This is a genomic window from Cupriavidus sp. PET2-C1 (genome assembly GCF_054515855.1).
Map to the genome: position 1 here is coordinate 1,586,818 of NZ_CM137260.1, position 25,956 is coordinate 1,612,773.

Annotated in this window: 20 protein-coding genes; 10 read left to right on the forward strand and 10 right to left on the reverse strand. The window is 64.3% G+C overall.

Going from position 1 to position 25,956, the window contains the following annotated elements:
* Window positions 1–104: 104 nt before the first annotated feature.
* From ACX12D_RS27090 to ACX12D_RS27105, 4 genes are all read left to right on the forward strand, one after another.
* Window positions 105–719, forward strand: a complete 615-nt coding sequence (locus ACX12D_RS27090) for a hypothetical protein (protein WP_459376536.1) — start codon at window positions 105–107, stop codon at window positions 717–719.
* Between the two features lie 19 nt (window positions 720–738).
* A complete protein-coding gene (locus tag ACX12D_RS27095; RefSeq protein ID WP_459374103.1) occupies window positions 739–1,629 on the forward strand; it encodes a hypothetical protein in 891 nt (296 codons plus the stop codon).
* Between the two features lie 703 nt (window positions 1,630–2,332).
* A complete protein-coding gene (locus ACX12D_RS27100) occupies window positions 2,333–4,069 on the forward strand; it encodes a ShlB/FhaC/HecB family hemolysin secretion/activation protein (RefSeq protein ID WP_459374105.1) in 1,737 nt (578 codons plus the stop codon).
* A 34-nt stretch (window positions 4,070–4,103) separates the two neighbouring features.
* On the forward strand, window positions 4,104–4,955 hold the full coding sequence (locus ACX12D_RS27105; RefSeq protein WP_459374106.1) for a glycosyltransferase family 25 protein: 852 nt from the start codon (window positions 4,104–4,106) through the stop codon (window positions 4,953–4,955).
* A gap of 99 nt (window positions 4,956–5,054) precedes the next feature.
* Here ACX12D_RS27105 and ACX12D_RS27110 read toward each other — a convergent pair whose 3' ends face one another.
* The 6 genes from ACX12D_RS27110 to ACX12D_RS27135 all read right to left on the reverse strand — a co-directional run bounded on the left by ACX12D_RS27110 (window position 5,055) and on the right by ACX12D_RS27135 (window position 14,887).
* On the reverse strand, window positions 5,055–7,085 hold the full coding sequence (locus ACX12D_RS27110; protein WP_459374107.1) for a TonB-dependent receptor family protein: 2,031 nt from the start codon (window positions 7,083–7,085) through the stop codon (window positions 5,055–5,057).
* A 145-nt stretch (window positions 7,086–7,230) separates the two neighbouring features.
* Window positions 7,231–9,432 carry a PQQ-dependent dehydrogenase, methanol/ethanol family gene (locus ACX12D_RS27115; RefSeq protein WP_459374108.1) on the reverse strand — a complete coding sequence of 734 codons (2,202 nt, stop codon included), beginning with the start codon at window positions 9,430–9,432 and terminating at the stop codon, window positions 7,231–7,233.
* A 196-nt stretch (window positions 9,433–9,628) separates the two neighbouring features.
* On the reverse strand, window positions 9,629–11,119 hold the full coding sequence (styD, locus tag ACX12D_RS27120) for a phenylacetaldehyde dehydrogenase StyD (RefSeq protein ID WP_459374109.1): 1,491 nt from the start codon (window positions 11,117–11,119) through the stop codon (window positions 9,629–9,631).
* Between the two features lie 591 nt (window positions 11,120–11,710).
* Window positions 11,711–12,730 carry a helix-turn-helix domain-containing protein gene (locus ACX12D_RS27125; RefSeq protein ID WP_459374110.1) on the reverse strand — a complete coding sequence of 340 codons (1,020 nt, stop codon included), beginning with the start codon at window positions 12,728–12,730 and terminating at the stop codon, window positions 11,711–11,713.
* Window positions 12,731–13,024: 294 nt separating this feature from the next.
* The gene (locus ACX12D_RS27130) at window positions 13,025–13,330 is read right to left on the reverse strand and encodes a hypothetical protein (protein ID WP_459374111.1); all 306 of its coding nucleotides are present in this window, start codon (window positions 13,328–13,330) and stop codon (window positions 13,025–13,027) included.
* Window positions 13,331–13,561: 231 nt separating this feature from the next.
* Window positions 13,562–14,887: an aminotransferase-like domain-containing protein gene (locus ACX12D_RS27135; protein WP_459374112.1), complete on the reverse strand. Its 1,326-nt coding sequence runs from the start codon at window positions 14,885–14,887 to the stop codon at window positions 13,562–13,564.
* Window positions 14,888–15,019: 132 nt separating this feature from the next.
* Here ACX12D_RS27135 and ACX12D_RS27140 point away from each other — a divergent pair, with 132 nt between their 5' ends.
* Both ACX12D_RS27140 and ACX12D_RS27145 read left to right on the forward strand, forming a co-directional pair.
* Window positions 15,020–15,649: a LysE family translocator gene (locus ACX12D_RS27140; RefSeq protein ID WP_459374113.1), complete on the forward strand. Its 630-nt coding sequence runs from the start codon at window positions 15,020–15,022 to the stop codon at window positions 15,647–15,649.
* Between the two features lie 65 nt (window positions 15,650–15,714).
* Window positions 15,715–16,062 carry an antibiotic biosynthesis monooxygenase family protein gene (locus ACX12D_RS27145; RefSeq protein ID WP_441641575.1) on the forward strand — a complete coding sequence of 116 codons (348 nt, stop codon included), beginning with the start codon at window positions 15,715–15,717 and terminating at the stop codon, window positions 16,060–16,062.
* A 129-nt stretch (window positions 16,063–16,191) separates the two neighbouring features.
* Here ACX12D_RS27145 and ACX12D_RS27150 read toward each other — a convergent pair whose 3' ends face one another.
* Complete coding sequence (locus tag ACX12D_RS27150) at window positions 16,192–17,274, reverse strand: porin (protein ID WP_459374114.1); 1,083 nt, start codon at window positions 17,272–17,274, stop codon at window positions 16,192–16,194.
* Between the two features lie 584 nt (window positions 17,275–17,858).
* On the opposite strand from ACX12D_RS27150, the gene ACX12D_RS27155 reads away from it, so the two are divergent.
* The 4 genes from ACX12D_RS27155 (at window position 17,859) to ACX12D_RS27170 (ending at window position 20,725) form a co-directional block, all read left to right on the forward strand.
* The gene (locus ACX12D_RS27155) at window positions 17,859–18,341 is read left to right on the forward strand and encodes a tripartite tricarboxylate transporter TctB family protein (protein WP_459374115.1); all 483 of its coding nucleotides are present in this window, start codon (window positions 17,859–17,861) and stop codon (window positions 18,339–18,341) included.
* 5 nt (window positions 18,342–18,346) lie between these two features.
* Window positions 18,347–19,888 (forward strand): tripartite tricarboxylate transporter permease, encoded by a 1,542-nt coding sequence (locus ACX12D_RS27160; protein WP_459374116.1) that lies wholly within the window; start codon window positions 18,347–18,349, stop codon window positions 19,886–19,888.
* 188 nt (window positions 19,889–20,076) lie between these two features.
* Window positions 20,077–20,310: an AbrB/MazE/SpoVT family DNA-binding domain-containing protein gene (locus ACX12D_RS27165; protein ID WP_174428675.1), complete on the forward strand. Its 234-nt coding sequence runs from the start codon at window positions 20,077–20,079 to the stop codon at window positions 20,308–20,310.
* Window positions 20,297–20,725, forward strand: a complete 429-nt coding sequence (locus ACX12D_RS27170; RefSeq protein WP_459374117.1) for a PIN domain-containing protein — start codon at window positions 20,297–20,299, stop codon at window positions 20,723–20,725. The genes ACX12D_RS27165 and ACX12D_RS27170 overlap by 14 nt, the downstream gene beginning before the upstream one ends.
* A 17-nt stretch (window positions 20,726–20,742) precedes the next feature.
* Here the strand turns inward: ACX12D_RS27170 and ACX12D_RS27175 are convergent, their stop codons facing one another.
* From ACX12D_RS27175 to ACX12D_RS27185, 3 genes are read right to left on the reverse strand one after another with little or no spacing between them, the layout of a single operon-like run.
* Window positions 20,743–21,897 (reverse strand): Wadjet anti-phage system protein JetD domain-containing protein, encoded by a 1,155-nt coding sequence (locus ACX12D_RS27175; protein WP_459374118.1) that lies wholly within the window; start codon window positions 21,895–21,897, stop codon window positions 20,743–20,745.
* Window positions 21,881–25,204 (reverse strand): ATP-binding protein, encoded by a 3,324-nt coding sequence (locus tag ACX12D_RS27180; protein ID WP_459374119.1) that lies wholly within the window; start codon window positions 25,202–25,204, stop codon window positions 21,881–21,883. The genes ACX12D_RS27175 and ACX12D_RS27180 overlap by 17 nt, the downstream gene beginning before the upstream one ends.
* Window positions 25,201–25,956 carry a DUF4194 domain-containing protein gene (locus ACX12D_RS27185; RefSeq protein WP_459374120.1) on the reverse strand — a complete coding sequence of 252 codons (756 nt, stop codon included), beginning with the start codon at window positions 25,954–25,956 and terminating at the stop codon, window positions 25,201–25,203. Before ACX12D_RS27185 ends, ACX12D_RS27180 begins: the two co-directional genes overlap by 4 nt.

A 25,956-nucleotide genomic window follows, 5' to 3' on the forward strand; every position in this document is an offset into this window, starting at 1 on the left:
GGCATCTCCGTCTCCGGTCTTCCCAGAATAGACGCGATACCTCTGGGGCCGCCGTCCCTCTTACCGCCACCAGGCGTGCAAACATCTACCTATCAAGGACTCTCGTGACAAAGAACCACGTACCGTTCTCGGAAAGAACCCTCGCCCTAGCTGTGGTCACTGCGCTGCTGACTACGGCTTGCTCAATTCTCCCTCAACCCACACACAGCGTCACCGTCGCTACCCCGACGTACGATCCCACCGTTTCTGCACGCATCCGATTCCTTTCTGGCAATGGCACTGGCAGCGCGGCTTTCCGGCCCGGCGAGTCTTGCTACAGGGACATCTACCTGCAGGATGAAAAACGCGTCGATGTGAACGATGGCTTTCTGGCGTCGTGGAAGTACTCGTCCAACAGCGTAACGATCGGTATGCCGCAGAGCCCGCGCCCTTACATGCGCGTCGACGGCCTTGCCTTCAAGGACTTCATCAAGGAATACGTCGTCCCGGCAGCAAAGCCCGTCACGGTGAGGTTGTCGCTCAACCCGCAGTCCTCCTCCTGTACGCCGCCTGCGGTTACGTTCGTTCCCGAGCCGGGCAGGGATTATGACGTCTTCATGCAAACCGCCGGCAACCGCTGTTGGGTTGCCGCCAGGCGCATCGATGACCAAGGCGCGGATGAGTCCATTCGCCTGGAATTGGCGCAGAAGTGTCCGACCGCGCCCGCCCCCAACAATTGACGCCACAAAAACAAGAGTAATGATCACCATGAATCGCATGCGCACCTTGCACCTCATCGCCGTCACCGTGCTGAGCCTCGCGGCAATTCCCGCCATGGCAGCGGAAAACTATCTACTCGCCGCTCACAAACAGCGCCTGGAGAAAGCACGCGTTGAAGAGTCAGCGGCCAAGTCGACCTGGGACAAGGCGTTCGCCCTGCGCCAGCAAGCGGCGGAACTGGACTCGATGGGCAAATCGGCGGAAGCGCTTACCGTCATCGACCGGGCGCTGAGCTTGGTCGAACCTGGAAAGAATAAGGACTTCATCGCTACCAAGGCCAGTATCCTGTTCAGCATGAATGACCCGCGAGGGGCCTTGGCATTGCTGGCGCCGCAACTGGAGGCGACACGGAAGTACGCCGCGAGCCAGGCTGCCGCCGGGCGAGCGCTCGCGCTCGGAACGTTCACGGAGGGCTTTGTGACAGCCACCTTTGCGCATATCCAGCTCGAGCAGTGGCGTGACGCTATCGCAACGCTGGCCAATGCGGAGGCACCGCTTGAAGGGCCGAGCTTCTATGCCTACCGCAGCCTCGTCTATCGCTACATCATGAGCCGGGCCAAAGACAACGCGCTGGTGAACCCTCAATTGGAAGAGATGGCGACGTACTACGCCCAGAAGGATAAGGGCCACTACGGTGCGTTGCTGCGGATGTGGCAGGGAGAGGACACGCAGAAAGAAGCGGCTACGCTGATCGGACAGATGTCCGGCTCCGAGCAGCAGGAGGCATTTGCGGAAGCCTTGTTCCATGGCGCGGCCTATGCGAAGTTTGTCAAAGGCGATGCGGTAAGCGCACGAACGATGCTGGATGACCTCAATCGTGTCGCGCCATACGGCAGTATCGAGTGGATATATGGACAGCGGGTGCTGTAGTCATCAACCCGGATCAACCGCGCCAATTGCCCACCCAATGCGTCAGCGGCAAGCGACTTGAGGCCATACGCGCCAGCGGCGAATGCCGCCTGCGCTTCGTAGCCGCAGGCGTCTCAGGTGGCCAGGCCGGCGACACGCCCGGCTAATGGCGCATGGCCTTGCCAATTGGCCCAGGCGCACGCGCGCGCGGCATTGACCAGGCCACAGAAAGCATACGCCGCCGGCAGGAGCAGGCCACCTACCAGCAATGTCTCCCCGACGGCCGCAGACCATTCAGAACCTGGCCAAATTCAGCGCTGAATCGATTGAATAGGAAATTTCACCCCTCATTTTCGGATTTGTCCGATTTCAATCTGCACAAAAACTCGGTATCGTCCGTCTGGCCTGGGCGTGGTCCAGCCTCACTCATGCGGCAGCGCACTTGCGCGCGGGAGGCATTGGCAACGCGGCCAGCGGCGCTGGCATCAACAATGCCATCTGAAATCTGGAGTGGAGAAAATGATCTGGCTTATTTTTTCACCCCGGCATCACCTTTCGATGCCGCGGAAATCTGGTCCATTTATTCTCGCTCGCAGAGCCTCAATGCGTGATGTTTTCTGTGCGCTCGATCGCACCCCTCATGAACATATAGCCATTTAATCCGACCAGATCATCAGCCACCGCGTCGAATTGCCTGACATGTAAGCCGCGTCAACCTATGCCGATGAACTTCCGCAACGCGCGCCGCAAGGCGCGTGGCGTCTCCCCTTTTGCCCCGCTCATCCTGACGCTGCCCACACTCGCGGTTGCCCAGGCCTTGCCCGCTTTCCCGCCCGCGTTCCCGCCTGTCACCCCGAACGCCGCCATCGAGCGCCGCCAGGAACAGCAGCAGGAGGCTGCGCGCGAGCGCGCCTTGGCCCGTCCCGATGTGCTGACGACCTCCCCCGCCAACGCCGGCATCGCGGGACCGCTGATCCTGCCTGCCGAGTCGCCCTGCTTCCGCATCAGGACGGTGCGCTGGGAGGGTGCCGAGGACTTTGCATGGCTCCAGGCCGAGGCGGGCATCCTGCCCACGCAATGCGTTGGGGGCAAGGGGCTGGAGGCCATCCAGGACTATTTTTCGGCGCGGCTGCTCGCCCGAGGCTACATGACCACGCGCGTGGTGATCCCGGGCCAGAATCTCGCCGGCGGCGAATTGCACCTGCGCGTGGTGGCGGGACGCCTCTCTGGTGTCAAGGCCGAGGGCACGCCCGGCTGGTGGCGCATGGCCTTGCCCACCGGCCCCGGCGGGCTGGTGAACCAGCGCGACCTTGACCAGGGCACGGAGAACATGCGCCGCCTGCAGGGGCAGGCCGATGCCGGCATCGACCTGGTGCCCGGCGAGAATCCCGGCGACACGGAACTGATCATCAAGCCGGGCACCGGCAAGCGCTGGCATGTCCTCGTGACGGGCGATAACGCCGGACTGGACAACACCGGGCGCTACCAGATGGGCGGCACGCTGACGGTGGACTCGCCACTGTTCCTCTACGACAGCCTCACCCTCTCCGGCAGCACCAATGCCAATGCCGGCAACGGCGCGGCTGGGACCCACTCTTCGGCCATCAACTACAGCCTTCCCTTCGGTTACTGGAACGCTTTCTTCAACGCCAACCAGTCGCGCTACCACCAGACGGTGGCGGGTTTCGACGGCGATATCGTCTACGGCGGGCGCAGCACGCAGATCGAGGCAGGCCTTGGCTACGTGCCGTTGCGCAACGCTTCGGGCAAGACGAGCCTGTACGCCAAGGTGTTCCGCAAGACCGCCAGTTCCACCCTGGACGGCATCGACATCGAAGTGCAGCACCGCGACTTCGTCGGCTTCGAGGCCGGCGCCGCGCATCGTCAGTACCTCGGCAACACGGTGCTGGATGTTGGCGCGGCATGGCGCGCGTCGCTGCCCGCGCACTCCAGGTCGCCTGGCTTTGTGCTGGGCGAGCCTGGCTGGGATGGCAAGTCGGAGATCGTGCTGGCGAATGCCGGCCTGATGGTGCCATTCCAGGTCGCCGGGGAGCGCTTGCGCTACCAGGGCAGCGTGCGCATGCAGTACGCCCGCACCCGCATCTTGCCGTCCGACTACTTCGTCATTGGCAACCGCTACGCAGTGCGTGGTTTCGATGAACAACTCACCCTTGCCGCCGAGAACGGCATCACCTGGCGCAACGACCTGGCCTGGCAACTCGCCAATACGGGCCAGGAAGCCTTCGTGGGCTTCGACATGGGACATGTCAGCGGCCCATCCGCCGGGTTCCTGGTGGGCCAGACGCTGATGGGTGCCGTGATAGGGGCGCGCGGACGCTGGGCCTTGGGTGGATACGCCGCCCTGACCTACGAGGTGACGCTCGGCAGGCCGCTCAGGAAGCCTGAATTCTTCCGCACGCACACGCCCAATATCGCGGCGCAGATTGGCGTTGAGTTTTAGGCCAAATCACCCTGCAGCCCGGCGCTCACTCTGAGTGAATTACGAATTGGGTTCGCCCCATCAGGCTTCGAAGCTGGATCGCAACGGATGGCGCTTGCCATCTGAGTTCAAACAACAACCTTGGTGGGTATTTCCGATGCAAAACGCATGCTCTGGCCTAAGTGACCTTCGCCGCTTGGGACTTGACGGTATCTTGATCATTAACGTTCGCTCGTTTGTCGAGCGGCGCAAGCATATTCAAGAACAACTTCTCAGATTCGGACTAGAGGGCGAATTTGTCCACGAGTTTGACGCGGTCGACATCGACAAGAAAGTCGACGAAAAGTACTTCAAGGGCACAGGCCTTCGTCCAACGCAGAAGTCTTGCTCGCTCAAGCATATCGTCGCACTTGAACGTATTTGCTCTCGAGGTTGGCGGCGGGCCCTGATTTTGGAAGATGACGCGGTGTTGGCGGAGAATTTTCTAGTCGGCCTGAAGCAAGCGCTGATCGAATCCTCGAGTCATAAGTGCCCACACGTCATTTATCTTGGTTGTGGCGGGAACCAGTACACTCCTCGCAGCCAACGAATTTCTGGTCAGCACCTGTACAAAAACAACCGCGGACGCTTGACTGATTCCTATGTTATTGGCATTGCGGAGGCATTCGCCAGACTGGAATGGATGTCGGCGAACAGGATGGATTTGCCAATCGATCTTGCCTTCGACGCGATGGACAGGCTGGTTGGCATTGAAATTCTTTGGTTCGAGGACCCGGTGGTTGAACAAGGCAGCAAGAATGGCACCTTTGAAACAACACTACAACCCGGTCGTACGGCGAAGGCGCAAAGATTGCACTTCGCCTGGAAAAGGCTTTGGCAAAAGTATGTACGTCAGATCTGGCGATAAATCGGGATCACCAATATCGACTGAATTCTTGCTGCCCGAAGAAGCACGCGCTGACACAGCGCCCACCGATGCCTGCCGGGTGGACAGCCCAGCCGCCAATCAGATCTCCGCCCGCAGCCCCACAAAAAACCGCCGCCCCGGCGCCGGCTCGAAATACCGGCCATTGCTCTCGTTCACGATCACCGACCCGATGTAATGCCGGTCGGCAATATTATCGATGCGCCCAAAGGCGTACCAGCGCATCCGCCCCACGCGGAATTGATAGCCAGCGCGCAGGTTGAAGGTGGCGTAACCCGGCGCATATTGCGTGTTGAGGTCGTCGGCGAACACGCGCCCTTCCACGCGCATTTCCACGCCCAGCGTGAGGTCGGCCAGCGGCTTGTACGTGGCCTCGGCAAACAGGCTGTGGCGAGCGGTGCCGGGCAGGCGGTTGCCAGAGGCTACCGTTGCGCCCTGCGCATTGCGAAAGGCGTCGCCAAAGTAGGCGTCGAGCCAGGTGTAGGCCAGGCCAGTGCCGTAGCGTTCGCCGGGGCCGTAGGTGCCGCGCCATCCCAGTTCCAGACCGCGCCGGTGCACGCCGTTGACGTTCTGGTAAACGGAGCGGCCGTTGTCGTTGGACAGCGGCACGATCTCGTTGTGGCTGCCTGCATCGAACACCGCGGCTTCCAGCCGTTGCCCTTTGCCTTGCCATTTGACGCCGATCTCGCCCTGGCGGCTGGTGGAGGGCTGCAGCCCGAGGTTGGTGCCGATGCCGCCGCGGCCGTAGGCGACTTCGGTCAGCGTCGGGGTTTCGAAGCCGCGGCCAAGGTTGGCGTAGACATTAAGCGAGTCCACCGCCTGCCAGACCACGCCGAGCACCGGGCTGACGTTGTTGTAGGTGGCGGTGCCACTGTCGTCGGGGCTGGCGGCGGTGATGTAATGATCGTCGATGCGCAGCTTGACCTGGCTGGCGCGCACGCCGCCGACCAGCCGCCAGGAGGGATTCCAGGTCCAGTCGAACTGGGCGAAGGCGCCCAGGCTGCCGGCCTTGTCGGTTTCGTCACGGCGCAGCGCGCCCTGCGTGCCGTTCTGGTTCACGAAGCCGGTGCGCGCGTCGCGCATGCCGTCGGCGTCCACGCCGGCGCTCCATAGCAAAGGCAGTCCGGCTACGGTGGTGTTGTGGTGCCATGACATCGCACCGCCGCCGTAGGATCTGTCGATATCCACGATGCCGCCCGCCGACGAGGGCGCGATGCCGCTGAAGCCCAGGTATTGGGTGAGCTCGCGGGTGCCGCCGTAGAGGCGGAACTCAAGGTTGTCCTGCTCGCTTAGCCGTTGCTCCACCAGCACGCCGCCCTGGTTCTGCCGCACGGTCTTGCGGGTATTGAACTGCGTGGCCAGCGACACGGCCTGGCGCGGGTTGGCGTCGGCCTGGGCGCGCGTGAGGCCGAGCGGGTCCTGCGCCTGGGGCTGGTCGAAGGCGTTGAACAACAGCGTGACGCGGGTGCCGGTGACCGGCTCCGCCACCACCTTGGCGTTGAGCTGGCGGCGCCGGGCCGCGCTGTGGTCGCGGTAGCCGTCGGTCTCGAATGTCCATGCATCCAGCACGCCGCCGATCTTGTCGTTGCCGCCGCCCACCGTCACGCCGGCCATCCATTGCCCGTCGGAGCCGAATCCGGTGGTGGCGCGCGCCATCGGCGCCTTGGGCGGATCGGGCGTGAAAATCTGCACGACACCGCCCGACGCATTGCCGTAGAGCTGGGCGAAGGGGCCGCGCAACACCTCGATGCGGCTGGCGTTGGTGAGATCGGCGGTGGAGGCCTGGCCCTGCCCGTCCGGCATGGTGGCGGGAATGCCGTCCACGAACAGCCGCACGCCGCGCACACCGAAGGTGGAGCGGCTGCCAAAGCCGCGCACGGCTAGCTGCAAGTCTTGCGCGTAATTCTGCCGCTCGCGCGCGGCCACGCCGGGCACGAGCGGCAACAGCTCGGACAGGTTGACCAACGGGCTGGCCGCGCTCAGCGAATCGACGGGAACGCTGTCGATCGCGGCCGGCGCGTCAAAGCGCTTCTGCTCGGCGCGGCTGACGCTCACCACCACATCTGGCAGCATTTCCTCGGCAAAGGCCGCGCCGGGCGCGACGGCAAGCATCGCCGCCGCCAGGCAGCGCAGGCGGTGCGAAGCCTCTGCGCAAGCTCGTTTCCTGCTTCGCCCACCGCCCTTGTTGCCGGCCATATCCCTGCCCTGAGTTTGTTGATTGCGTCCTTTGCTGCTGTGCGGGCAGCCTGCCCTGCCGCTACTTGGCCATTGCCTGGGCCTTGGGCCGGATGGCGTCTGCGGTGCCCTGGATAAACGCCTTGATCTTCTCGACATCGTCCGCGCTCAGCTTGCCGGTGAAGTCTGGCATGCCGCGCGCCATGGCGGGGCCCTTGAAGATGAACTTGTCGAGATTTTGAATATAGGCGGTATTCATATAGCCGAGGTTGGGAATATTGCCGCCGCGATCCACGCCGGGCACGCCATGGCAGAGCACGCAGTTGCTGACGTAGAGCGCCGTGCCGGCCGCGACGTTGGCCGGGTCGTACTTCACGCCCGACAGCAATTCACCCGCGCGGTACTGCACGAACGCGGGCATCGGTGCCTTGCCGCCAACCGCGAAGGTGTAGACGGTGCCGGGCCCCTGCCGCTCGGTGGCGCGCTGGGCCTGCCCGTAGACGCCACCCCAGCCGACAGCGACGGACACGTACTGCTTGCCGTCCACCAGATAGCTCACGGGCGCCGCGATCACGCCGGTGCCCGTGGGCGACTCCCACAGCTTCGCACCGGTGGCGGCGTTGTAGGCGATGAAGCGGCCATCGGCCGTACCCTGGAACACGAGGTTGCCGGCGGTGGTGAGCGTGCCGCCGTTCCACGGCGAGACCTGCTCCTGCGTCCAGACGGCCTTTTGCTGCACCGGGTCCCAGGCGATCAGGCGCCCGAAGGGCTGGCTGGTGGGCGGTTCGGCATTGAGGAACTTCGCCGTGTTCCATCCCACGTTGCCGTGCGGCTGGCCGGGCTGCTTGCCGTTGAACGTCCAGTTCTTGTCGTCCATCAGGTTGAGCGGCACATGCTGCGCGGGCAGGTAGACCAGGCCGGTCTGCGGGTTGAACGACATCGGATGCCAGTTGTGCGCGCCGTAGGGCCCGGGGATGGCGTCATAGGGCTTGTCGGTGGCGCGTGCCTCCGGCAGCTCGATCGGGCGTCCGTTCTGGTCATAGCCGCTGGCCCAGTTCACATCGACGAAGTTCTTGGCCGAGATGAACTGGCCGTTGGTGCGGTCGATGACGAAGAAGAAGCCGTTCTTGGGCGCGTGCAGGATGACCTTGCGCGCCTTGCCGCCGATGTTCAGGTCGGCCAGGATCATGGGCTGGGTGGAGGTGTAGTCCCAGTTGTCGCCGGGCGTCTCCTGATAATGCCAGACGTATTTGCCGGTATCCGGATCCAGCGCGACGATGGAAGCCAGGTAAAGGTTGTCGCCACCGGCCGGACTGCGCTTGCTGCGCGACCAGGGCGAGCCGTTGCCGGTGCCCACGTACATCAGGTTGAGCTCGGGGTCGAAGGCCAGCGTGTCCCACGCGGTGCCGCCGCCTCCGGCTTCCCAGTACTTGCCGGCCGGGTCCCAGGTCTTGGCCGCCTTGGCCATCGACTCGTCCTCGAACGGCTTGCTGGGGTCGCCGGGCACGGTGAACCAGCGCCATTTCTGCTCGCCGGTGCCGGCATCGTAGGCGGTGATATAGCCGCGCACGCCGTACTCCGCGCCGCCATTGCCGATGATGACCTTGCCCTTGAACACCCGCGGCGCGCCGGTGATGGTGTACGAGTGGGTGCGGTCGATGATGGTGTCCTTCTCCCACAGCTTGCGGCCGGTGCCGGCATCGAGCGCGATCAGGCGGCCATCATAGGAGGCAACAAAGACCTTGCCCTGATACAGCGCCACGCCGCGGTTGACCACGTCGCAGCAGCCCTTGTAGCCGATCGACTTGTCGACCTTCGGGTCGAAGGTCCAGATGCGCTTGCCGCTGCGGGTGTCGATGGCATGCACCACGCTCCACGACGCGCTGACGTACATGATGCCGTTGACCACCAGCGGCGTGGCTTCCACCCCGCGCGTGGATTCGAGATCGTAGGACCAGGCCAGCCCGAGGTCCTTCACGTTGTCGGCATTGATCTGCGAGAGCCGGCTGAAGCGGGTTTCCGCGTAATCCAGGCCGTAGCTGGGCCAGTCGGGTGTCTTGGCGGCGTTGCCTTCAATGAAGGCGCCGTCGACGCTTCGGGTGACGGTACGGATGTGATCGGCGCTGGCCACCTTGGCCGGCGGCCTGGCCTGCGCCGCCGCCAGCGAGAACGCCGCCAGCCCCGCTACCAGCACTGCCACCTTGCGCGACAGGCCTGCTTGATTGCCAGCGCGCTGCGCAACGCGCGGCCAGCAGGAGATAACCCGCTCGGGTTCTTGGCTCATTGTGTCTCCTCTTTTTTTGCTTCTTCTTCGGGGGGAAGCCAGGCTGGTTCTATGCCAGCGGCTGGCCAATGGCGCGACGGACATCGCCCGTCGCGCCACCGGATTGCAGCAGACCTAAGAATGGCCGCAGGGCTAGGTTTTACACACTCGGGATTACCCGCAGCGCGAACTCCCCCACCACGCGCGGCGATGCCGCTCAGTAAGCCATGCAGACCGACTTGATCTCGGTGTAGGCCTCGATGGCGGAGCGGCCATGCTCGCGCCCGACCCCGGAGGCCTTGTATCCGCCAAAAGGCATGTTGGGGTCCACGATGTTGTGCGTATTGACCCAGACCGTGCCAGCATCCAGGCCATCGACCAGCCGCTGCACCGCGCGCAGGTCGTTGCTCCAGATGCTGGCGCCCAGGCCATACTCGGACCGGTTGGCTTCGGCCAGCACGGCCTCGGGATCGTCGAACGGCATGGCCACCACCACCGGCCCGAAGACTTCCTCGCGCACCAGCGTCAGGTCCTTGCACGCGGCGTTGGCCACCACGGTGGGCCGCACGAAATAGCCGGCGCGGTCCAGCGCAGTGCCACCCGCGACGATGTCCGCGCCTTCGCTGCGCCCGGTGCCGATCAGCCCCATGACCTTGTCGCGGTGACGCGACGACACCAGCGGCCCCATCTGGCTGGCAGGATCGAGCCCGGAGCCCAGCACCGTGGCATTGGCCACCTTGCCCAGCCCCTCGACCACCTGGTCATAGTGGCGGCGCGCCACGTACAGGCGCGAGCCGGCCGTGCAGACCTGGCCCTGGTTGAAGAAGATGGCGCCGGCCGCGCCCTGGATGGCATGCGCGGGATCGCAGTCATCCAGCACGATGACCGGGCTCTTGCCGCCGAGCTCCAGCGACACGCGGCGGATATCCTGGCCGCAGCGCGCACCGATCAGGCGCCCGACTTCGGTCGAACCGGTGAAGGTAATCTTGTTGACGCCGGGATGCGCCACCAGCGCCGCGCCGGGCACGCCGTCGCCGGTCACCACGTTCAGCACACCCGGCGGGAAGCCCGCTTCCAGCGCCAGCTCGGCCAGCCGCAGCGCGGTGAGCGGCGTTTCCTCGGCCGGCTTGAGCACCACGGTACAGCCGCAGGCCAGGGCCGGGGCGATCTTCCAGACCGCCATCAGCAAGGGGAAATTCCACGGCACGATGGCGCCCACCACGCCCACCGGCGAGCGCCGGGTCATGGCGCTATAGCGCGTGCCGGGGGGAAACGGCACCGATACGTCCAGCGTGCTGCCTTCGATCTTGGTGGCCCAGCCGGCCATATAGCGCAGCCATTGCGCGCTGCCGCCCACCTCCAGGCCTTGCGAGAACGCCAGCAGCTTGCCATTGTTGAGGGTTTCAAGCCGGGCCAGTTCGTCGCCGTGCTGCTCGACCAGGTCGGCCAGCTTGAGCAGCAGGCGCTCGCGCTGAGCCGGCATCATGGCACGCCACGTGCCGCCGGCAAAGGCGCGCCCGGCCGCAGCCACCGCCGCATCGATATCCGCCGCGCCGCCCGCGGGCACGCGCGCGATCTCCTCGCCGGTGGCGGGATCGAACACGGCGAAGGTCTCGCCGGACTCGGCCTGGCGCCACTCGCCGTCGATCAGCATGGCATTGCGGATGGCCTGGTTCAGGCCGCTGCGGGCTTCCTTGGGTGCATTCATCTTCGTCTCCGGTTGGTCTTGGCTGGTGCCCTGTCATGGAGATCGAAGTTAACACCACGGCCTGATCATCGCTTGTCTGGCCGTGCACAAAGCTTGTCGATGCGTGCAAAGCGTGGGAAAGGCCCAAGCCAATGGCCCTTGGCACCACAACGCCGCAGTGCGCCCCCGCCCTCTCCCCCGGCCTTCTCCCACAAGTGGAAGAAGGGAGCCAACCAGCGGCAAGATCAACCAACGGTGGTAGCCGTGTTTCCCGCCCGAAGGGGCGGGAAACACCCAAGCGCGACGCGAAGCGAGCCGTCAAGGTGTGCCGAGGCCGTATGGGGCGCCTCGGGATTCGGCGAAAAGAGCGGAAAAGAGGGACCCATGTCTGAGTATCGCCTTAAGGCGATGCGAGTTTGGGTCCCGGCCGCTCTTTTCGCCGAAGCCCGAGGGGGTAGTCGCCCCATCCGGCGCGCCTTTTTTGCCTACTTTTTTGGCAAGACAAAAAAGTAGGTCGCCGCCCCGCAGGGGAGGTGAAACTGCAGTTGCCTTTGACTTTAAGCAGTTGCAGTTGCAGTTGCAGTTGCAGCCAAGCCCCCCCCATCCCCCCATCTAATGCCGCAAAGCAACCCCCCCGCCCCCCGCATTCTGCTGCCGCCACTGCGTCGGACTCATCCCGAACCGCTCATGAAACACCCGGCTGAAATGCGCGGCATCCGCAAACCCCAGCGCAAACGCAATCTCGGTAATGCTGCGCCCGCCCTCCCCACCGCCGGATAGGCGCAGCGCAGCCTGCCGCAGCCGGCGCGAGAGGATATAGGCATGCGGCGTCTGGCCGAACTCGCGGAACAGGTTATACAGCGTGCGGCGCGAGACGTTCAGGACCACCGCCAGGCTTTGCGCCGATAGCGCCGGATCGTGCAGATGGGCGTCGACGAACCCGGCGATGCGGTTCATGCGCGCTTCGCCCAGATGGCGTGCCATGGCGGCGTCCGTGCCGTCCCTTATCACCGCGGGCGACGGTGCGTGCGCGCCCTGTAGCGCCGTCTCCATCAGCGACACGACGGAATCCTGCAGCACCACCTGGCCTTGCTGGTCCAGCAGGTGGCCCGCGCAGGTGTCGTGCAGCAGCGCCCCCAGCGCCGACACCGCGATGCGCGCCGCGCCCTCGCCGCGCAGCGCCCGTCCGCCCAGGCAGGTGGCCGCCTGCCGCCAGCCGAAGGCGCGCTCCTGCGGCACCAGCAGCACCAGCACGCGGCAACGCTCCGCCATCTCGATGCTATAGGGCTGCGCGGTATCGTAGATCGACCACATGCCCGGCTCCAGCGACGCTTCGTTGCCGCGCTGCGCCACCCGGCTGCGCCCGCTCAGCTGCCAGAAAATCTTGAAGAAACCCGCATCGGAAGCCACCGCGTGCCGGCGCTCGCGCGCCACGCGATGCGCGTCAACCTCCATGTCCGCCACCGCGCACGCACCGAAGCGCGCATAGCTGACATTGCAATGGAACGGCCCGCGCGCCTGGCGGGAATATTCGAGCGGCAGGAAACTCGTATCGATGGCCTCGCGCCATTGATCGAACGTCATATTGGTCGTGCGCGTCATATTCTGCGGCAGGCTCTGCACAGCGGGCATCAGGGCATCTCCAGTGACCGGCGGCATGGCGCGCGCGCCGGAAGTGCGGGAAGCTGGACGGCCAGCCTAATGGAAAGCCCGGGGACAGACAATGGGAACAACTACGCAGGCGCACTCGCGCCGGCCCGGACAATGGCAAGCCGGCCCCGTCGCCGCACCGGTTGCTGCACTGCCGCACAACCTGCTCGGGACGGCCGGGGCGCCGGTCAAGCGTGATTTGCCGGGATGCGCCTTTGGGAGCCTTGGCTTGTCGCCCGCCACGATGGCCGCAGGCTCCGGGAGAGGACTCCGGGTTCAGACAACGCGATAGATTTCCCAGCGAGCAGTGCCGGAGACCACGAACGGCTCCAGTTCCCTGCCCCATTGCGCATGGGCCGGAATCGATGCGAGCTGGCTCCACGCACGGTCCAGTTCGCCGAGGTCGCTCACTTCCCAATCGTGGACCACGGTCGCCTCCAGCGCGCCGATCGAGCCGGTCAGCAGGCGCCCGCGCACCAGCCCCACCTGCGGCGCGATCTCGCGCGCCCAGCCCTGCAACCGGTCGATGACCTCTTGCTTGTGCCCAAAGCGGGCATCGATCTGCCATCTGGCTATCAACATGATGTTTCCCCTTGATGCGTTAGCGGAAGGGCACAGACCGCGGAGCAGCCGCCGGCCCCGCCCCACCCGTTCCACTATAGGCCGGCATCATTGGCGTCATGGCAGGACAAAGCTTGGCAGCCAGGGACACCGCTCCGGCGCAACCCGCGGCCCAGCCCGATATCCGCTTGCACGGTGAGGTATGCGTTACACGCAACGGCGGGCCGCTGCCAGCCTTAAAGGGGGGAGGTATCAGCCGGCCACCGCCCTGCGCACCTTCGCCAGCGCCGCCTCCAGGGCTTCAAGCGAAATGGAGCCGATGGCGAGCCGCAGCGCATGCGGCACGTTGGGCGTCGCGGCGAACGGCTCCGCCGTTGTCACCAGGACGCCCTCGCGCGCCAGGTCCACGGCAATGCGATCGGCTCGCAGGTCCTCGGGCAAGGAAAGCCAGAGATAGTAGGACGAGCGGTGCGCGGTGATGGCGCACCCCCGCAGCACGCGGCGCGCCAGGCTCTGGCGCCGCCGCGCGTCCTTGCGCTTGCGATCCTCGAGCTCGTCGACCAGTCCGGCCTCGATCCAGTGGCAACCCAGCGCCACGGTCAGCGTGGGCGTGTTCCAGGTCGAGACGCGGATTGCGCCCTCCAGCGCGGGCACCAGCGCAAGGGGCGCGGCGACAAAACCTACGCGCAAGCCGGACGCGACGCTCTTGGACAGCCCCGAGACATAAACCGTGCGTTCGGGCGCGTAGGTAAAGACCGGCTTGGGTGCCGGCTCGGCCAGGAAGGCATAGGCGCCATCCTCGATGACCAGGAAGTCATGCTTGTCGGCAAGCTCGGCAAGCCGGACCCGGGACGGCTCAGCCATCACCGTGCCCAGTGGATTGTGCATCGTTGGCATGACGTAGACGGCGCGCACCGGACGCCGTTTGCATAGTGCCGCCAGATGCTCCAGGTCCATGCCTTCTACCGTGTGCGGCACCGCCTCCAGGTCAAGACGGTGCGTCTGCGCGAGCCGCTTCATGCCGGGATAGGTCAGCGCGTCCACAGCCAGGACATCGCCCGGCTTGAGCAGGCCCATGACCGTCACGGCGAGGCCCTGCTGCGCGCCATTGACGATAAGCACCTGCTCGCCGCCCACCCGGATGCCCCGGTTGCGCAGGTGCCTGGCCGCGGTCTGCCGCTCGTGCGCCCGCCCACCCTGGGGCGCCGAATGCAGCAGCGCGTCGAGGTCCCCCGAGGCCGCGATGGTGCGCAGGCCGTCGCGCAGCATGTCGGCCTGGCCGGGCAAGGACGGATAGTTGAAGGTGAGATCGACCGCGCCGGAACGCACCGGGTGCTGCTCCAGGCCCAGACCGCGCGGCAGCGAGGTGTCGCGCACGAAGGTGCCCCGGCCGGTCTCGCCAACGACAAGCCCGATGGATTCCAGCTCCCGGTAGATGCGCGATGCGGTGGCCAGGGCGATGCCATGCTGCTTCATCAAGGCGCGAACGGTCGGCAATTGCGTGCCTGGCGGCAGCCCCCCCTCGCGGATGCGCCCCGCGATCTCGTCCATGATGGTTTTGTACCGGGCTGGGATCATGCCTTGGTCTGTGCGCCTTCGTCGGATCGTTCTTTGTATCTAGAACAATTTTTTGTTTGTATCAGACACAAAGATTACGCTATCAGCCTCGACAACGTAAAGGGCTCCGCGGAGCTTTCTGGAAACCTGGGCATGATCGAATTCGCTACCTTGTCGGTGTTCGCCGCGGCCGTGATGGTGCTGCTGCTGTCACCCGGGCCAAACATGGCCTTCGTCATGGCGCACGGCGTCACCTACGGCCTCGGCGGCGGCGCGGCGGCCGCGCTCGGCATCGCCGCGGCGGATCTCGTGCTGACCGTCCTGACGGCAACCGGCATCACCGCCGTGATTGCCGCGTGGCCCCCGGCCTTCGACCTGATCCGCTATGCGGGAGCCCTGTACCTGCTGTGGATGGCCTGGAAAGCGCTGCGCCGACCGCTGCTGCCGCTGGGCGCGGTGACCCGGCAGGCCTCGTTGAAATCGGTGTTTTTCCGCTCCACGCTGAACAGCTTGCTGAATCCGAAGGCGTTGCTGTTCTTCATGGTCTTCCTGCCGCAGTTCGTGGACCCGGGCAAGGGCAACGTGGCCCGGCAGCTGATTGTCCTGGGCTGCGTGCTGACGGCGATCAGCACCGTGTTCCACGGCCTGCTGGGCGCGGCTGGCGGCTCGGCACGGCGGTTCCTGAGCCGCAACCCGCGTGCCGCCGTGTTCCAGAAATACGGGCTTGCCGTGGTGCTGGCGCTGCTGGCGCTGAGGTTGCTTGCCATGCCGAAGGTGTCCTAGCCGGCGAAGATGGCGGGCACTTTCATCCCTATCCTGAAAAGACAATACGAGAAAGACAACACGAGATGTACATCGCAGCCTTTATCTACAAGCCCGGCAAGATCGACGAAGAGTTCCAGCGGCTGAGCGCGGTCATTGACGAGGTGGCGGGCAGCATCGCCGGCTTCCTGGGGGCCGAATCCTGGCGCTCGCCCGACGGCAAGCTGGCCAATGCCAGCTACTACTGGCGGGATCAGGAAGCCCTGCGGGCCTTCGCTGCCCATCCACGGCACCTTGACGCCAAGCGCCAGTACCGCAAATGGTATGACGGCTATCACGTCGTGGTGTCAAAGGTGGAGCGCGTCTATGGCGACGGCAGCCTGGCTCACTTCACGCGGTTCGGCGAAGAAGAGAAAAAAGGCCGGTCGATCTGACCGGCCAAGCGATCCTCGCGCATCAGCAAGGTCGATATGATTGTTGGCGGCATCCTCCGTGCGCAGGATGCCGCCCAGGTGCTGCTCAGTTACCGCTCAGTTACCGCTCAGATGCGGCTTAGATGCGGCTTAGAAGCGGTGACGCACGCCGACGGTGGCGCCGGTCTGGTTCGCGCCCGGCAGTGCCGTGCCGGCACCGTTCAGGCCCAGGGTGGAGCCCGACTTGTTCTTCACGTAGCCAATGTTCACGTAGGCATCGGTGCGCTTGGACAGCGAGTAGTCGCCCGACAGCACGTACATCCACGAATCCGCGCCGCTGTTCTTCATGTCGGTGTAGTACGCTGCGCCGGTCAGCTGGAACGCAGGCGTGAACTTGTACTGCGCACCTGCCCAGTACACATTGCTGCGGGTGACGGAGGCCGTGGCGCTGGCCGTGCCGTCGTCACGCAGCCAGCGGTAGCCGGCAAACACCTTGGCATCGCCGAAGGCATAGGACGCGCCGATGGCCGCGCGCTTGGCGCTGCGGTCCTTCAGTGCCACCGACGAGCCCTGGAACTGGTCATACGCGGCGCCGACCGAGAAGCTGCCAACGGCGTAGGCCAGGCCCGCGCCGTAGTTGCGGCCCACCTTGCTTTCGCCCGGCACTTCGCTGCCGTTGGTCACCGTGGCATCGCGCCCGGTGCTGTAGAAGCCGGTAGCCGTCAGGCCGCCGAACTTGCCCGTGTACTTGAAGGCGTTGTCGGCACGGCCGTTGAACAGCGAGTCGACGCTGTTGAGCGAGTAGCGCGGGCCAACGGCCATCGGGTCATAGGCGCCGAACAGGTCATACAGCGCGTTTTGCTGGCGGCCCAGCGTCACGGCGCCGAAATTGCCCTGCAGGCCCACGTACGACTGGCGGCCGAACAGGCGGTTGCCCTGGCCGGACATGCCGGTATCGATATCGAAGCCGCTTTCCAGCACGAAGATACCCTTCAGGCCACCGCCCAGGTCTTCGCTGCCGCGCAGGCCCCAGCGCGAGCCGGACAGGTTGCCGGAGTTCATGCGGGTGACGGTGCCACCCGCGGAGCCGGAGGCCGGCATGTGGTTGATGACTTCGATGCCAACATCGGCGATGCCGTACAGCGTGACGCCGGACGAGGAGGTTTGGGCGAACGCTGCGCCGGAGCCTGCGGCAGCAGCCGCGGCAGTCATTGCAAGGAGAGCTTTCTTCACTGATTTTCTCTGTCTTATGGATGGATGAGGCAGTCTTCCGCCAGCCGCGGGCAGCCATGCGATAGACGCCATGAACCGCACCCGTGGCGGCTGAGCGCATTGTCCAGGTCTTATGTGAAAGCTTGATGTCGATTTGCATGCTTGCATGTCTGCATGACTGCAATTGCGGTCATCCAGGCGTGGTCCACGCGCATGCGGGGCATCCGGCGAGCGCGATCGATATAGCACAACGTGATGTAAATGGATTTGCGTGCAGGTTGCCGGCAGAGCGTGAGCAATGCACCACTTGGCTGCCACATGGCTCGAAATCCGCTGACAAAGTTCCCTGCTCCATGGGTTTTCGGCGCTAGGGATAACGCCTATCCACGAGAAATTCTTCACAACATCGCTGCGCCGAAAGCCGTTTGCAAGCCGTCGGAAAGCCGTTTGGAAGATGCCGTTTCTACAGTCTCGGCACCCGCTCACGCCCGCGATGAAGTCGCGGCAAGGCAAGGGCGTAAAAACAGGAGACGGAGGGACCACCTCATGCATCAACACACCAACGCGCGCTACCGCCCGGGCAGCCGGATCAGAGGGGATCTGCAATGAACACCCCCTCGCGCTTCAAGAAGGACTACTACGGCGGCGGGCTGATGACGCTGATCGGGCTCGCCACGGTGGCGGCCGGCCTTCAGTACCACACCGGCACCCTGAGCCACATGGGGCCCGGTTTCTTCCCGGCAGCGGTAGGTGCGCTACTGGCGATCGTCGGCGTGCTCATCGCCATCTCGGCGCGCAAGGAGCCGCCAGCTGACGCCAGGGCGTCCGAGCACGGACATGGCGCCGGCCTGCCAGACTTGCGCGGATGCGCCTGCATCGTCCTGGGCGTGCTCGCCTTCTTGCTGCTGGGCAAATACGGCGGCCTGATCCCCGCCACCTTCGCCATCGTGTTTATCTCGGCGCTGGGCGACCGGAGCAACACCATGAAGCAAGCCGCCATCCTGGCGCTGGCCATGTGCGCCATCGCCACGGTGGTGTTTTGGTGGGCGCTGCAACTGCAGCTGCCGCTCTTTGCCTGGGGGGTCTGAACATCATGACCGCGAACGCTCTGCATGATCTCTGGTTCGGTTTTGGCGTTGCCTTCCAGGGTTCCAACCTGATGTGGTCCTTCTTCGGCGTGCTGATGGGAAACCTGATTGGCGTGCTGCCCGGCATGGGCGCGCTGTCGGCCATTTCCATCCTGCTGCCGCTCACCTATGCCATGCACCCGGTACCCGCCATCCTGATGTTGGCGGGGATCTTCTATGGCTCGCAATATGGCGGCGCCATCGGCGCAATCCTGCTCAACCTGCCCTCGCACCCGCCGCATGCGGTCACCTGCCTGGACGGCTATCCGATGACGCGCGCCGGCAAGGGCGGCACGGCGCTGGGCATCACCATGATCTGCTCATTCTTCGCCGCGTCGGTGGGCATCATCGTGATGATCTTCGCCTCGCCGCTGCTTACCGAGATTTCGTTCAAGTTTGGCCCCACGGAGATCTTCTCGATCATGCTGCTGGGCTTGCTGGCAGGCTCCACCATGTCACGCGGGTCCCCGCTGAAAGGCGTGGCGATGACGCTGTTCGGTCTGGTCTGCGGCTGTGTCGGTACCGACGTGAACAGCGGCACCTTCCGCCTGGCGATGAACATCCCCGAGCTTAGCGACGGACTGGAGCTGGTCGCCATCGCCATGGGACTGTTCGGCGTGGCGGACTTCCTGCTCAACGTCAACCGGATGAGCGTGATCGCCACCAAAACCAAGCTGCGCATCCGCGACATGCGGCCCAGCCTGGCCGAGCTCAAGACCGCCTTCTGGCCCATGGTGCGGGGCACTGCGGTAGGCACGGTGTTCGGCGCCATGCCCGGGACCGGCCCCACCATCACGACCTTCGTCGCCTATGCCCTGGAGCGCAAGATCTCCAAGACGCCGGAGAAGTTCGGCACGGGCATGATCGCGGGTGTCGCCGGGCCGGAAGCCTCCGCGCACTCCAAGACGCAGGTCGACTTCATCCCCACCATGAGCCTTGGCATTCCGGGCGACGCCGTGATGGCGCTGATCCTTGGCGCGCTGATGATCCAGGGCATCGCCCCGGGGCCGCAGCTCATCAGCGATCACCCCGACATCTTCTGGGGCCTGATCGCCAGCTTCTGGATTGGCAACCTGCTGCTGATCGTGCTGAACGTCCCGCTGATCGGCGTGTGGGTCAAGCTGCTGCAGGTGCCCTACCGCTACCTGTTCCCCTCGGCCATGTTCTTCATCGTGGTCGGCGTGTTCAGCACGCAGAACAGCCTGTTCGAGATCTGGGAAGTACTGGCGTTCGGCGTCATCGGCGCAGTGCTCATGTGGCTCGGGTTCTCGGTAGCGCCCATCCTGCTTGGCTTCGTGCTCGGGCCGATGGTGGAGGAGAACTTCCGCCGTTCGCTGCTGCTGTCGCGCGGCGACATGATGGTGTTCGTGCATCGCCCGATCAGCTGCGTCTTCGTCGTGCTCTCAGCCCTGCTGCTGACCGGGGTCACCTATTCCGCGTGGCGAGCCAGCCGCGGCGCAGGCAAAGGGGCCGTGCTTGCCGGCGGCGAGCTTGCCGTCAATGAGTAGCCACGACGCAAGCCTGCACCGGCGCGGCTAGCCCGGGAAAGGTCACAAGGACGGCTCTGGGCGCAGCGCGCGAAAAGAAAGAGAAAGGGATAGTACGCCACAAAACTGACCACCCCTTGATGCCGCTCATGCGATGATATACATTTGATAACGTATATCATCCTTGAGTGGCATGGGAGAAACAGATCATGCAAGTCAGCAAATGGGGAAATAGCCTGGCCATCCGTCTGCCCGCCTCCGTGGTGGACGCGCTGGAGCTGCACGAAGGCGACGACATTGAAGTCGTGATCGCCGACGAACGGGTTTTCCAGGTCAGGAAGAAACCCGGCAGCGCCGACTATCTGGCGAAACTACGGCAGTTCCGCGGGCGCCTGCCGGCAGATTTCAAATTTGACCGGGACGATATCAATGACCGCGCGTAAGGCGTTCATCGATAGCAACGTACTGTTGTACCTGTTGTCCGCCGACACGGCAAAAGCGGATCGCGCCGAAGCCGTCGTCCAGGCCGGGGGCAGAATCAGCGTGCAGGTCTTGAACGAAATCACCAACGTGGCTCGCCGCAAGCTGGCTATGCCGTGGCCAGAAGTAAGCGAGGTTGTGAGACTGATTCAGTCCCTGTGCCCCGTGGAGCCGCTCACAGTGGAAACACATGACAAAGGCAGGCAGATTGCCGAACGTTACGGGTTCAGCGTCTACGATGCGATGATCATAGCGGCGGCACTGCTGTCCGACTGCGAGATCTTGTATTCCGAGGATATGCAGGACGGGATGCTGATCGAAGAAGGATTGCGTGTTCGCAATCCGTTTGCGGCAGGGCTGTCCCTTGGGACAGCTTGAGGGGGCCGCGCAATAGATCAATCCAGCGCGCCCCCGTGCCACGCGATTAGCGCCGCGACTACCGGGTCTGGCGGCAGAAACTCCTGCTCAATGCGCCCGCGCTCCTGCCGGCGCAAATACAGATAGAAGTCCCTTTCAACAACTGTGAGGCCCTCCGGCGGCTCGACACCGGCCGGCACAGGCTCCGCCACAGCTAACCCTACAGCGTATTGATCGAAGCAGGCTCGATTCATCTGCACGACAGTCACATCGGCCAGGGCCTGCCGTGCCCTGGCCAGCATCGTCAGCCCCCAGGTGTCCATGTCGCCCCAATAGGCAACATGCTTTTGCGCCAGCCATTCGGCTCGCATCCAGCCTAGGTTCAAACCCGCACCGAGGATGGCGACGGTATCGGCCAACGCCGGCAATTGATGCAGGCAGCGCTCGTTTTCCACGACCAGGATATGGCTGACGGACTCCGGCAACAGACCAAGCTCGCTGACGCGCACGCGCTGCTGCGAAAACGGCAGCAGTCCAGGCGCCAGCGGCACCAACAGGAGCCAATGATCGCTATCATCGGCTGCATCCAGGAAGGACTCCAGCCCGAGCTCGCTCGGCAGTCCGTCAAAGCGCACATCGAGCATCTGGATCAACAAGGCGCGATTGCGTTCGATGAACTTGCTATCAATATTGCAGACAGTCAATGCCCGCAGCGGCCGTCCCCCCGCACAGCCAGGCGTCAAGGCCAGTGCGACCTCGCTCGCCTTGGCGACTTCGCCTGCCGGGCGGTCTACCGCAAGGCGGCGTTGACGCAGAATCAAGGGGTGGAAGCGCGGATCGACTGCCTGTACCAGCTGGCCCAGCGCCCGATATTCAGCCTGGATCGCTGTATCCCCAGTGGCTAAGACCCATTCCGACGGCGTGCGCAACTCCCAACTCTGCGGCACTTCAACCGGCGCATTGCCGGCTCGGTACGCCACATCCTGCCAGACAACCGTTCCGACTTGCATCTCACGCCAGCGCTGCACATGCCGCCTGACCAGACCGGTCTCGTCGGCAAAAGCCCTCGCGCTCGGCCTGCCTATCGGCAGACTCAGCGGCCAGCTATCGGCCTGGAGCAATCGCGCCACGCGCATATCCGCGGATTGCCAATGCCTGGCGAGCTTCGCCGCCAACTCATCCGGTGACTTCATCTTGGCTGTTTTGTCTAGAGCGAGCGAGCACATCCAGCTCTTCCCAACTCAGCGATGTCATGGTGGCCTGCTGCCCTCTGCGGTGAATCAGGATCGCGGAGCGGGTATGTGCGCGCAGCAGACGCATTTCCTTGTTCGGTGTGACGAACAGCGGATGCAGGCCAAACTCCCGCAGCGCCGAAATAATCCGCCCGGCCACGGCCTGCGAGCTTTTCGAGAATGCCTCATCCAGCACGATGGTGCCGAATAGCGGCTTGCTCCCGCCATCCGGGCACAGGGCATAGCTCAGCGAGGCTGTCAGGATATAGCTGGCGATGATCTCCTTCTCGCCGCCACTTCCGCCCTGTGAGCCGGTGCGGGTTTCCATGACCGCGCCCGTGCCGCGCTCGATCACCGACACGGCAAACTGCAGGCGATAGCGCGGATCCAGCAGCGCACGCGCGCCAACCGTGGTCCGGCGCTCGCTGGCTTCTCGCAACAACGTCACCACCTGCGCCAGGGCCCGGAAGTGGCTTTCGCCCTGATCGTCCTTCAATGCCGCCGAACGTAGCGCGCGTTGCGCCTGCTGCAGCGTTTTCAAGCTCTCATGAACCACACGGCGCGGATCCAGCCGCAGATACCGCCCGGGCTGGAAATCGACCCGGCGCATGGTGTTGTTAAGATCTTCGATGCGTTCCTCGATGATCGCCACTTCGTTCTCGATACTGCCGAGCAACTGGGTTACGCCCTGGTCGGAGGACTGGTTGAGGTAGTTCAGGAAGCGCTGCAGCTTCTCTGGCAGGGCCTCTTCGTTCAGTATCTTCAGGCGCGCCAGGTATTGCGGCACGTCCTCTAGTTCAGTGCCCACATCGGACAGGGCGCCGGTATCCTCGCGCTTCGCTTGTCCCATAGCGCGGATCAGATCCTTCTCGCAGCGAACAAGGTCGTTGGCGAGCTTTTGCAGGTGCCCACGCAAGCGCCCTTCCGCCTCGGCCTCGTGATCCTCCAGCACATCGACTTGTTGCACACCGGACAAGTCAAAATGCTGCCATGCTAGTGCCTGTTGTTGCGCGCCCAGCCCATCGCCGCTTCGTCGGTAGGCACGCTCGCGCTGCGTCACCGCAGCCTCGCGCTCCCTCCGCAAGCCGGCCTGGACGATCCGGCTATTCTCGCGCGCCTCGTTTGTCTTGGTTAACTGCATCTTGGCAGCCTCCCAATCCCGTTTTGCCTTGGCAGTGTCCGATGCCGGGCTCGCCAAGCCATCCAGGCGCTTGAGCGAGCTGGCCAACGCGCGCTCGGCTTGCAGCACGTCGATATCCTGGAACTGAACACTTAGCAGCCGCTCCAGCAGTCCCACGCGCAAGCGCCCTGCGCTCACGTCGCCCCTTGCAGCTTCAAAAAGCGCCCGGTGCGCATTTAGCGCCGACTGAGCATCCCGCAACTGCTGCTGGAGCGCTGCCAGGCTATCCTTGTTGTCGAAGCCGGTCATCCATCCCTGGTTCAGGGGCGTCTTGTCCTGCTTCTCAAAGAACCCGCTCTTGCCCGACATCAGGCCTTGGGCCGTCATGCCATGCGGCGTGTGTTTCAAGGCCTCCGGGGAGGCCACACAATGCCGATCGATGCCCGCCAGGAACTGCTGCACGGCATCCCTGTAGTCATGGCCCTTGAAATTCAGCTTCTGCGTGAAACCATCCACAAAGAACGCCACCGCCTGCGTCGGCACCCTGACCTCCAGCAAGCGTACATGCAGCCGGTTATCGCGCCCATTCACCCAGGAGAGTGCCTCGCTCATCGCCTCCGGCGGCACCATCAGACGCAAGCGGTGCCCGCCGAGAGCGCGCTCGATAGCGCCGCGCCATTGCGCCTGCTTTGGCTGTACCTCAACCAACTCCGCGACAAACGGCAACGCATCTTCAACCAGGTTCAGGTATGTGGCCAGCTCACTCCTGAACTGCTGGTAAGGTCCCGGGATATTAGAGCCGGGCCGCGCCTGCGCCTGCGCCAGGGACGTCTCCAGATCGGAAACCGCCTTCTCGCCGGCCGCCACGTTCGCGCCCAACGAAAACACCTTGCGCTCCTGCTCAGCTAACGCCGCTTCCCCCTGCATCTTCAACTCGCCGGCCTGCGACTGATTCACCACGAAGGCATCCAGCGTGAGCGTACCGTCGAGTCCAAGGGATTTCGTCAGGCGCAGATAATCCTGCGCATGCCGCTGCAAGTTCTCTCGATGATTGCGCTGCATCACGATCTGGGCTTCCAGCAGCTCGATGCTGCTTCCGCCGCTCTGCAAGTACAGATCGCGCAGGAGCTGTTCCTCGGCTTCCTGGCTGGCGGCCTCCGTGGCCAGCGCCTCGATGCGCTGCGCGCACAGTTCCATCTGCCGCTCAAGATAGGTGACACGTTCCCCCCAAAGCTGGTGCGCACGCAGCGCATAGCAGACCGGCAGCATGGCAATCAGGTCGAGCTGGACATCTTGTTGTTGACGGTACTCGCCGCGCGACTGCCACCCCTTCTCGACCGGCAGCAGCGACTCCCGCTGCCTGCGCGCAATCTCCAACTCCTGATGGATCGCCGCCAGGTCGTCGAACTCGGACGCTACTTCGGCCGCGCGCTGGAACGCCGAGCGGTCATCGAGCACCAACTCGCGAAACAATTCGTCGATACTGTTCAACTGCTTGAGGCCGGCGGCACGATTCAACAAGGTGAAAGCGTTCTCGCCCACCTCGAAGAAGCGGCGTAGTTGTGCGACATAAGCCTTCTTGCTCTCGAATACCTGCAGATCGGCAAACTCGCGCCCAAGCTGCTTCAATGCGCGCTTGCCGCCGGCGTGATGCACTTCGAGCCACTCGTCCAGCCCTTGCTGCTCCTGCCGGGAAATCAACCAGATCCTGTCAAGGTCGGCGGCCGCCGAACTACTCCCCTCCAACGTAAAGATGCCGGCAATGGTCAAGCGCACGTTGCCGTTGCCGAAGCTTGCGGCGATCGCCGACACGGTCTTGCCCGGCCGGGCAATATGGTCGGTATCGCCACCTCGACCCGCCCCGGACACGCCGCGCACATAGGACACCAGATCGCGATCGCTTTCATGCCCGCCGGTCGAGGCCAGGTTGTAACGCGGCTGGGCCGCGATCAATGTCATCAGGGCATCGACCAGCGTCGTCTTGCCGCTGCCGGTTTGCCCGATGATGGCGGTACCCTCGATATCGATCTCGGCATGGTGCCGTCCCCCAAACGGCCCCCAGTTGTAGACGTCGAGATGCGTCAGCACATAGGCCGCGCAGGGCAGCAACTCCTCGATTGATGGATGCCCTGCCTGGGGAGGCTTCATACGGCGCCCTCCGGATCGCTCGACGCGCCGCTATCGTCGCCACCCGCAGGCTGCGCTGCGAGCCTGAGGGCCTGCAACAGGCTTTGCAGGTTCTCGGGATTGGCAAGATGGACGATGATGGGCCGGATGGAGACCTGATCGTGTGGATCGACCTCGGAAACAATGCCATGCGGCTTTAGCTTCTCCAGCAAGGTGCGCAAACGCTGCTGCTCGCGCGCGTCGCTGCCCAGGTTGCCCAGGTAGAGCTGCACCTGTGGCAGCAGGTCTTCCAGCGCCACTTGGGCATCTCCGGCCCCAATCCCGCCCTCCTGCTCATGCGCCACATAGTGCTGGCGCAACAAGGCCACCAGCAGTGATTGTTCGAGTGTGAGGCGCTGGCGGCGCACCAGTGGATGCGACCACTCGTCCTCCGCCTGCGCGAACAATGGTTGTGACACCACCAGGAAGGCCAGCCCTCGCACGTCGTCGATCTTCAAGGCCAGGTCCAGCGGCTCCAGGATGCGATCGATATCGGCCGCATGGGTGATAGCGATACGATAGAGGTTGGGCTTTCTCGCGGCCTCCAGCAAGCCGAGCTTGAGCAACTCCTGGCAGGCATCCTTGACCTGGCGCGGGGTGATGGCAAGCCCACCCTCTGCCCCGGCATGCGCGGAGGATGGGAGCGGAACCTCTTCTTCGCTGTCTCGCGAAGACGAATCCACGGTTGCGGCGGACTCATCCGCCGCGGTCAGGTCATCAAAAATGCTCGCCAT

Coding starts and splice junctions, on each gene's coding strand:
- ACX12D_RS27130 (WP_459374111.1), bottom strand. CDS start 13,330: ATGTTGATAGCCAGATGGCAGATCGATGCCCGCTTTGGGCACAAGCAA.
- ACX12D_RS27125 (WP_459374110.1), bottom strand. CDS start 12,730: ATGCCCGCTGTGCAGAGCCTGCCGCAGAATATGACGCGCACGACCAAT.
- ACX12D_RS27135 (WP_459374112.1), bottom strand. CDS start 14,887: ATGATCCCAGCCCGGTACAAAACCATCATGGACGAGATCGCGGGGCGC.
- ACX12D_RS27180 (WP_459374119.1), bottom strand. CDS start 25,204: ATGAAGCCTCCCCAGGCAGGGCATCCATCAATCGAGGAGTTGCTGCCC.
- ACX12D_RS27155 (WP_459374115.1), top strand. CDS start 17,859: ATGAACACCCCCTCGCGCTTCAAGAAGGACTACTACGGCGGCGGGCTG.
- ACX12D_RS27095 (WP_459374103.1), top strand. CDS start 739: ATGATCACCATGAATCGCATGCGCACCTTGCACCTCATCGCCGTCACC.
- styD (WP_459374109.1), bottom strand. CDS start 11,119: ATGAATGCACCCAAGGAAGCCCGCAGCGGCCTGAACCAGGCCATCCGC.
- ACX12D_RS27100 (WP_459374105.1), top strand. CDS start 2,333: ATGAACTTCCGCAACGCGCGCCGCAAGGCGCGTGGCGTCTCCCCTTTT.
- ACX12D_RS27160 (WP_459374116.1), top strand. CDS start 18,347: ATGACCGCGAACGCTCTGCATGATCTCTGGTTCGGTTTTGGCGTTGCC.
- ACX12D_RS27110 (WP_459374107.1), bottom strand. CDS start 7,085: ATGCTTGCCGTCGCGCCCGGCGCGGCCTTTGCCGAGGAAATGCTGCCA.
- ACX12D_RS27170 (WP_459374117.1), top strand. CDS start 20,297: ATGACCGCGCGTAAGGCGTTCATCGATAGCAACGTACTGTTGTACCTG.
- ACX12D_RS27165 (WP_174428675.1), top strand. CDS start 20,077: ATGCAAGTCAGCAAATGGGGAAATAGCCTGGCCATCCGTCTGCCCGCC.
- ACX12D_RS27145 (WP_441641575.1), top strand. CDS start 15,715: ATGTACATCGCAGCCTTTATCTACAAGCCCGGCAAGATCGACGAAGAG.
- ACX12D_RS27115 (WP_459374108.1), bottom strand. CDS start 9,432: ATGAGCCAAGAACCCGAGCGGGTTATCTCCTGCTGGCCGCGCGTTGCG.
- ACX12D_RS27175 (WP_459374118.1), bottom strand. CDS start 21,897: ATGAAGTCACCGGATGAGTTGGCGGCGAAGCTCGCCAGGCATTGGCAA.
- ACX12D_RS27140 (WP_459374113.1), top strand. CDS start 15,020: ATGATCGAATTCGCTACCTTGTCGGTGTTCGCCGCGGCCGTGATGGTG.
- ACX12D_RS27185 (WP_459374120.1), bottom strand. CDS start 25,956: ATGGCGAGCATTTTTGATGACCTGACCGCGGCGGATGAGTCCGCCGCA.